The organism is Candidatus Methylacidiphilales bacterium, assembly GCA_025056655.1.
Lineage (GTDB): Bacteria > Verrucomicrobiota > Verrucomicrobiia > Methylacidiphilales > JANWVL01 > JANWVL01.
Map to the genome: position 1 here is coordinate 1 of JANWVL010000177.1, position 6922 is coordinate 6922.

7 protein-coding genes are annotated in these 6922 nt (G+C 35.0%); 6 read left to right on the forward strand and 1 reads right to left on the reverse strand.

Going from position 1 to position 6922, the window contains the following annotated elements; genetic code table 11:
* Positions 1–312: 312 nt before the first annotated feature.
* From NZM04_11160 to NZM04_11185, 6 genes are all read left to right on the forward strand, one after another.
* Entirely contained in the window at positions 313–1557 is a 1245-nt protein-coding gene (locus NZM04_11160; protein ID MCS7064573.1) for a hypothetical protein, read from the forward strand.
* 571 nt (positions 1558–2128) lie between these two features.
* A complete protein-coding gene (locus NZM04_11165) occupies positions 2129–2491 on the forward strand; it encodes a hypothetical protein (GenBank protein MCS7064574.1) in 363 nt (120 codons plus the stop codon).
* 2 nt (positions 2492–2493) lie between these two features.
* Positions 2494–3519, forward strand: a complete 1026-nt coding sequence (locus tag NZM04_11170) for a hypothetical protein (GenBank protein MCS7064575.1) — start codon at positions 2494–2496, stop codon at positions 3517–3519.
* Between the two features lie 201 nt (positions 3520–3720).
* Positions 3721–3867, forward strand: a complete 147-nt coding sequence (locus NZM04_11175; protein MCS7064576.1) for a hypothetical protein — start codon at positions 3721–3723, stop codon at positions 3865–3867.
* Positions 3868–4077: 210 nt separating this feature from the next.
* Positions 4078–4584, forward strand: coding sequence for a hypothetical protein (locus NZM04_11180; GenBank protein ID MCS7064577.1), 507 nt, complete (start codon positions 4078–4080; stop codon positions 4582–4584).
* A 2-nt stretch (positions 4585–4586) separates the two neighbouring features.
* Entirely contained in the window at positions 4587–5840 is a 1254-nt protein-coding gene (locus NZM04_11185) for a hypothetical protein (GenBank protein MCS7064578.1), read from the forward strand.
* Positions 5841–6640: 800 nt separating this feature from the next.
* On the opposite strand, the gene NZM04_11190 is transcribed toward NZM04_11185, so the two are convergent.
* The coding region (locus tag NZM04_11190) for a hypothetical protein (protein ID MCS7064579.1) at positions 6641–6922 on the reverse strand (282 nt) is incomplete at its 5' end.

A 6922-nucleotide genomic window follows, 5' to 3' on the forward strand; every position in this document is an offset into this window, starting at 1 on the left:
ATTTTCAATAACTATAAATGTGAAGATGATAGGTCTATCGTTTTCGGTAGGAGGAGGAAGTTCGACCGACGGAGGGTCATATACCGGTCCTATTAATGATTGCACAAAGGTAACCATCAAATCGGCATTACAAACAGCTAGAGTGTGGTTACTAACTACACTGTTAAAGTGCAAAGGCAAATAAAAATATATCCTGCTAATGTGTGGGTGAATGATGGACCAGAGCTTACACTTGACGGTGGCACACATACTAGTGACAGTAAGAAAGATGGATATAAAATTACACATTGTAAGAACTATTGTTCAAAATAGATGCATGAGCTTAAATTTAAATTGAATATGAATATATGTGTGTTTCTAACATTATATATATTTGCCTGTAATAATTTAACAGCAAGTGAAAAAAGAAATATATATATAGATGATGAAGTTTTGAAATTGATACAGACACAAAATCAGGATAGAAGAACACTAAAATTAAATCATCATTCTTATATTCCTAAAAATTTAAGTTTTCCTATTTTTGAAGCAGATTTTTTAAAAATTAACAAGGAATTAATAGAAAGGATAAATAAAGATAAAATTGACACAGATGTCCACAAAATAGACGACTACGGAATTAAAAGCCTTTACATTATACACAGTATAATCAATAAGAGAGAGGAAAGAATTAAAGATTTAGTAAAGGACTTTAAAAATGTCTTAGCGGCAATAATCCTTGCTGGATATTTGAGAGATTCTGAACATAGAGAATTAGTCACAGAAAGAGGGCTTGAATATCTTGGTGCATTTTCACCGGAAGAAATAAGCATGCAGGAAGTTTGCTATGAAGATTGGACATCGGCTTTTACTACATTAATGTCATATTTACTATGGGGAACTCAAGTCGGCGTTAATGAAGATTTGCCTTTTTATAGTTTTGGAAAATTAACAAAAAAACAGAAGAAAGCATATATGGGTTTTTATTATGATTTTGTAACCTTACGGAACAACTTTTCGAAAATTCAAATCGATACTTTATCTAAAAAAAGGCTAGTAGAAAAGTGTAATTGCCTTTCACTAAATTTTCTAAAAGAGAGTGTAGTCATTTCACCTAGGAAATTATTAGCCTCATACGTAAAGTTAGAGAACAATGAAATAAAAATTATAATCAAGGATCTAGTCACAAGACTTAAAGATAATCCATTTTATAGATTTATTGTTACGAGTGATATTGAAAGAAATATTAGACTAACTGAATCACAAAAAGCTTTCATTGATAGAATTCTAGGATTGATTGTTGCCTTAAAGAATGAGCCAGAATGGCAAAAATTAAATTTAGATTTAGATGATGTAAAAGCTAGCCATAATAGTCGTATAGTAGATGAATTTGTTGAATTTAAGGATTTTTCCTTTGTTTTTGACCCTTATACCTTCGGCATAGCCATTTCGACAGCAGAGTCAATCAGTAGAGAGTGTATGGAAAAGATCAATGAATGTTTATATTGTGTGGAGACCATAATACATTTGGCTCAGGAATTAGAGAGCCGATTGAAAAAAGAGCCTTCTTTAAATTAGCTATATTATAGAAAACTCTAATAAATGATAAAAAAGATTAAATTCTATAGCGACTGATGAAAGCAATAGATAGTAGATAACAATGAAAAGCCTTAGATTCATCAGCAAGCTTAGAATGACTCAAGAGAAGAGCTTATTTATAGACTCTTTGACAGGTGAGGAATAAGGCAGAGGTGTTATGGCTTATAGATTTTATGTGCTCGGAATAATGTTTGCGAGGGCTTAGAAAAATTGGGGACTTGGAAAAAGGCAGGGAACGATTATGTCAATATGAGCTTTGCGTGGCGTGCAATCTGCAAATATCATTTAAGAATAATTCGTTGTTAAAGTTTTTTTTACACTGAAAGCGAAGAATTCTTCATTCGGATCAAAAGATAATAATAAGATTTTTAGCACAGGATTTCTCCTGAGCTCGGAACGAACAAGAGAATGGAGCACGATCGATCCAAAGGAGCGTAAGGAGGCAGAGGAGCAGGAGAAGATACTATGCGATCGTGTGAAAAGGTATCATGTTTAGCAAAAGGAACATAGGGAAAACCCAAATAAGAGAAAGAACTTGAAAACAAAATTTATGAAGAAAAAGCTTGCAATTAGTGCGATGTCTGTTACGGTGGCTTACATGGGATTTTATCACCAAATCCTTATGGCAAATAGTAGCGGGCCGGGGCAGTGTTTAAAGGTCGATCAACCGAATTTTATTAGGGATATTTGTAGAGCGGGCAACATGTATTATAAGGCTTTTACAGATGGCAAATGTGGTGACAAAAACTTAGAAGAGGATTGTAGGTTAGAAGATGCTACACAGCCGGGCGTAAGGTTTGTTAGATATCGTTATGGTAAATGTTACAAGGCGGGAGAGTATGATTATCCTGAAGCTGAGTGGACGGTAATTTGGCACTATAAGTTGGTGCACTCTAAGCCATGTCATAAATGAGTATGTATCGGGTCAAGATTTATACATTAGCATTGATTATTATAAATTTATTAGCAAATGAGTGCTTAGCTAATAAAGATGCTGTGATGGATAAGCTCTATAGCAAGGTCGAATTATTAAAGCCAACCGAAGGATTCCGTGCAACCTACAAATACAATCAATTTTATGACGGCAATGATGGACCTTTTGAAAAAGAATATAAAAAGATAATTGATGTAGCAGTTTTAGGAAACAAAATACGAGTAAGTGAAGATAAAGTAGATAGCATATGTTACATTGATTTTGATAAAAATCAGCTAGATGAAATAAGTAAGTCAAGTGGACGCATTAGACGAAAAAAAATTGAAGGGCATGAGATCTATAGTGGTAATGTCCCTTTTATCGTTAATGAAGGGCCATTACCTTGGTTGTTTTTATATACGAGATGTAGAATTTATCAAGATGATCCTAATTCAGTGTATCCTTGTGTAAAAACAGAGGAAAGATATGAATTTAAAAATAATAACATAGAAGTGAATGTAATTTCAAAATGTTCAGATGGTGTAGGAATACTAAAACATCACGGAGTAATTAGTTTTAAAAAATATAGCAATAAGGATATAGTAGATTATTATCAACACGATTTAGATTTAAAGAGAAGAGAGGAAAATGACGTATTGAATTCTAAGAAGCAATTTTTGGAATGGAAAGATTATGGTTATGTTGTCTTGCCTGCGAAAGTTATCGAAACAGCATTTGGTAAAAAAGTGTCTAGGAAAGGTGGCATAGAAAAATTGGAAGAAAATACTACTATTAAACGGAGTTATGAGCTTATAGAAATTAATCAACTTAAAGATAAGGGAGCGTTAGATTTGCCCACGATCAATAAGCTTACAATTGTTCAAGATGAGCGTTTTGGGAAGACAATTATTTACCACACGACAGATGGGTTTCTTGCTGATGAGAAAATTATAGAATTCATCAATTATCCAGAGCGTTTAGAAGAGCATAATAAAAAATATCTATCGCTTAGATTAGAGAAGGATTGATGTGCAGGTTGTGAAATTTTAAACACAGAGAGTAAGCGCGCATCGAGCTTCATTACATAGTCCGAGAGCTAAGTAGGTAAGAGATGGTTAAAGAGAATTATACCTGTCTCCACACTTGCTACATCCATTAATATTTTAATAGTATTGAATCGAGGACAAGAGCTGCAAGCTAAAGCCCATGCTAGAGAAGTCGTGCGAACTATGGAAGATCAGAAAAATTATACTCTACTACGAGGGATGTATCTTCGAGCAAAGGTAGTGCTCGGAATAATCGAGCCCAAGGAACGCAAAGAGGCATTAGAGCCGGAAAGCCGTTTGAAAGATAATGTCAAGAAATTCCAAATTTAATAAATCATTATACCAATATGATTAAAAATGCCATAATACTATAAAGATTGACACGATGCATCCTTTGTGTATATTACTATATCCATAATGTTATCAACTGCGTTTGCTAATTCCAGTGGTCCTGGAGGGGATTGCGACGGAAAACCGAACGGCTATCCCTGTGACGACGTCGAAGGTGCTTGTTGTGAGGGGGATTGTTTATCCATAACGATGTGTGAGCCTCCTGATCCTGCACCTGACGGCAGTATTCCAAAGAATCCAACAGAAAGACAGCGAGAGATTAGAGTGGGAAATAATAAACGACATCTTTATAAATACACTGCGAAACCTAGAATAGTATATTCAGTAGAAAATCCTACGACATGCACTGCTCCTTGTGGACAGCTCACATCTTGCCCACAAGATAATCATAATTGGACCATTTCTATATCTATGCTTATTTTTAGTATAACAGTGGATGATCCGGGAGGGCCTAACAATTCGTATAGTGGATGGCCTATAAAGAAATGCGAAAAATTAGTTATCAAAGCAGCAATGCAACTGGCTCGCGTATACACAGAGGTGACTGAGGAATTGCAAGTTCAAATAAAAGATCCTAAAACGGGTATTTATGTGAATCACGGGTATCCTAAAATACGTATGCATCAAGTTCCTCCCTCACCGCCTAAAGAAGATGGATATAAATTTACTGAATGTAAAACATATTGTGAAAGTTAAATATGGATTTGCGAATAATTACAGCACTTTTGATTTATTTTGTTGTTTCAGCAGAATTAAAATCAACTGATAAGTGGTTATATTTCCATCCAGATGTGACTCAATTGTTTCGTAATCACAGCGAAGAAAGATTGAGAGAGGTATTGAAAAGCCACCCCTATATACCTATGGTGTATGGTTTTTCACGTATAACGAATGAGTATAAAAACATTGATGAACAGCTAATAAAGAGAGTTATTGAAAATAAAGTATTCGACGATCCCCAAATAGATATAAAAAAACTAGACTATGCCACGAAGACAGTCTATCTTATCCATAATATAATCAGTGGGAATGAGGCTGCAGCATATCATAAAAGTTTGATTAGAGATTTTAAGAACATAATTTCATTGTTTACATTAGGAAATTACCTACATGATCAAAAGCACAGAGAATTAGTAACAATCAAAGCATTAGACTATTTATCTAATATAAGTCCAGAAGATCTTTACATTCAGGAAGAGTGTGATGGGGAACCTAAGCAAGATGGTATAGTTGGCTCCTCTGCATTAGGTGTATTATTCGATTATTTAGCATGGGGATTTAACTCTCCTGTGGACGCGAGATGGGAGTATTTTGATTGTGGAGCAATAACAGCACTTCAAAAAAAGGCATTTATAGATTTTTGCAGTAAATTCATATTGCTAGAAAGTGATATTTCTAAAATCCAAGTAGATACGGTTGCAAAAAATAAGATAGCCCAAAAATGCACATATCTGTTAAGTAATTACTTGAGCATAGATAAGGTAATATCTCCTACACCGATGTTTCCTTGTTACGTAAACTTAAGAGAAGAGGAGTTGTTGCGTTCTATCAGGTTGCTAAATCAAAAATTAATAACAAACGAATTTTATAGATACCTAAAAAGACCAGATATAGAAAATGATAAAAACCTAGAGGTAAATAAAAGGGAGTTTATAAGCCGTCTAAAAGGCTATTTGAATACATTGAAATACTTAAAAGAAAGCAGGCAATTGGATATAGAAAGTAATGGTAATCTTACAAGATATAGTAAAGAAGTAGAGGAATTTCTTCGATGCAAAAATTTCGCATTTGTTTGGGATACATACAGCTTTGGTATAGATATACCCACAATACTAAGTTTAAGCAAAGAGACGGCAGAGAGTATAAATCAATGCTTATATTATATAAAAACGATTATGTATTTGCATCAGGAACTTGAGTCGAGAGATTCAAACAGATCTAGAATGAATTAAAATCTTATAGAAGAATTGTGTAGAAAATGTAATACGAAATGCGATTGATAAACAAGCATGATATTTTGCAACTTAATATAGTGTAGAAGATTCGAGAGAGCAAGGAAATCTATTTTGTCTTAATATATCTGAAATAAAATATAGGCCTTCAACAAATTAGAATAAAAGTTTGCTTTACTTAAAAGAACTTAAGCACTTTTTAAGCGCAGGATTAGGCTGCAGCAGTTACGGTAGTTGTTTGAGACAATAATATAAAGATAGCAAGGGAAGAGGTGATCTAGCGTAACGAGGGCATGATGCAAGGCAGGCTTTAAAACGGACTAATAGGGCTGTAAAAGTAGTTTGCAAGCAATTTGCATGGTAAATGGAATAAAAGACAACTCGCATAGAAAGAATGGAGATTCCTCGGCAGGCTCGGAATGACTTGAGGTGCGGGTGCAGGATTGAACTAAAGAAGCGCAAGGAGGCAGTAGAGCAGGAAATCCGTTTGAAAGATAATGTCAAGAAATTCCAAATTTAATAAATCATTATACTAATATGATTAAAAATGCCATAATACTATATAAGATTGACAAGATGCATCTTTCTTGTGTATATTACTATCCATAATGTTATCAACTGCGTTTGCTAATTCCAGTGGTCCTGGAGGGGATTGCGACGGGAAACCGAACGGGTATCCTTGCGACAACGGCAAAGGTGCTTGTTGTGAGGGGGGATTGCCTTTCAAAGTATTTGTGTTCACCCCCTGACCCTACGCCAGATGGGGACATACCCCGAAACGAAGAGAGAAGTTTTAGCTATCATAGTGTGGATAATGGAATAAGGGATGTCCTTACGATAATCGGGAAACCTGTGGTAAAATATAGCGTTAGCTCGCCTAAAGAGTGCACAGCCCCTTGCGGCCAAAAGCCACAGTGCCCATCAGGAGGATTTAACTGGTCATTTTCAATAACTATAAATGTGAAGATGATAGGTCTATCGTTTTCGGTAGGAGGAGGAAGTTCGACCGACGGAGGGTCATATACCGGTCCTATTAATGATTGCACAAAGGTAACCATCAAATCGGCATTACAAACAGCTAG